The following is a 1,531-nucleotide window of genomic DNA, read 5'->3' on the forward strand; positions in this document are numbered from 1 at the left end:
TGCGCCGACCCCCAGAAGTTAGACCTAAAATCTAACTTCTGGGGGTCTTTTTTAATGGCAAAATATAGTTTTGAATTTAAACATAAGATCGTAAAGGCGTATCTTAAAGGGGAAGGAGGATCCCCTTATTTAGCGAAAAAATATGGAATTCCAGCTGAATCAACGGTTAGAAAATGGATAAATGCCTATAAAAATTTTGGAGAAGAAGGACTCTATAGAAGCCGAAAAAAGATCAATTATACTAGTGAATTTAAATTAAATGCGGTAGAGTTGTACTTAACTACTGAATTGTCCTATCAAGAGTTAGCTAGACAGCTAAACATGAATACTCCATCTATACTAACCAGTTGGGTAATCAAGTTTCGTGAAGAAGGGATTGATGGGCTTTCAACTAAACCGAGAGGACGTCCGTCTGAAATGTCTAAAGAGAAGAAACCTAAGGTTTCTAAAGACCAATCTCTGCTTACTGATCGTGAGAAAGCTCAAGCGAAACGCATACGAGAATTGGAAATTGAGAATGCCTTTTTAAAAGAACTCAGGAGGTTGCGGAACGTGGAATCTCAAAAACGAGCGAACAACTCGCACGGATCGTCCACTTCCTCCGAGGAAGATTTAAATTAAAAGAGATTCTATCTGTCATTGATTTTCCAAGATCTACTTATATGTATTGGCAGAAAAGATTTAATAGAGAAGATCCTGATAAAGTATTAAAAGATCAATTGCTTTCTATAAGAGAGAAACATGAGAATTATGGCTATCGCCGTCTCCAAAAAGAATTAGTCAGACAAGGGACAACCGTGAACCATAAAAAGATTCAACGATTGATGAAGGAGTTAGGGATTTGCGTGACTTCATTTACACGTAAGTCACGTAAATATAGCTCCTACAAAGGGAAAGTTGGTCACATTGCCTCAAACAAAGTGAACCGACGGTTTACCACCCCTATTCCTTACCAAAAGATTACAACGGATACATCAGAATTTAAATACTATGAAACGAATGTTTCTGGCCAATTACAAATTAAAAAATTGTATTTAGATCCCTTTATGGATTTATTTAATCTAGAGATTGTGAGCTACAAAATAACAAAACAACCCAATGGAGAAAGTATTATGGACGCTCTTCAAGAAGCCATTAAGGCAACGGATAGTTGCCCTTATAGGAGAACCTTTCACTCTGATCAAGGATGGGCCTATCAAATGAAAGCTTACAGTCGAGAACTGAAAATGCATAGTATTTTTCAAAGTATGTCTCGAAAAGGCAACTGTTTAGATAATAGTCCGATGGAAAATTTCTTCAGTATTTTAAAACAAGAAATGTATTACGGAAAGATATTCAAAAGTTTTAATGAGTTAAAAATGGCAATTGAATCTTTCATTACTTACTATAACGAAGAACGGATGAAAGAACGATTGAATTGGTTAAGTCCAATCGAGTATCGACGAACTCATACAAACGAGTGTAAAATAGCATAAAAAAACAGAGCAGAATATCTGCTCTGAAAAAAGTCTAACTTTTTGGGGTCACTATA

The 1,531-nt window shown here is 35.9% G+C and carries 1 protein-coding gene; it reads left to right on the forward strand.

From position 1 onward, the window contains the following. Positions 1-54 precede the first annotated feature (54 nt). Positions 55-1,475, forward strand: a protein-coding gene (locus ACFP65_RS10280) for an IS3 family transposase (RefSeq protein ID WP_379918322.1) whose coding sequence is annotated in 2 segments (ribosomal slippage) — positions 55-607 and positions 607-1,475 — 1,422 coding nt in all. Because the reading frame shifts where the segments join, the coding sequence is not laid out codon by codon here. Positions 1,476-1,531 lie beyond the last annotated feature (56 nt).

This window comes from Marinilactibacillus sp. GCM10026970, assembly GCF_042660675.1.
In the GTDB taxonomy this organism is placed as follows: Bacteria; Bacillota; Bacilli; order Lactobacillales; family Carnobacteriaceae_A; genus Marinilactibacillus.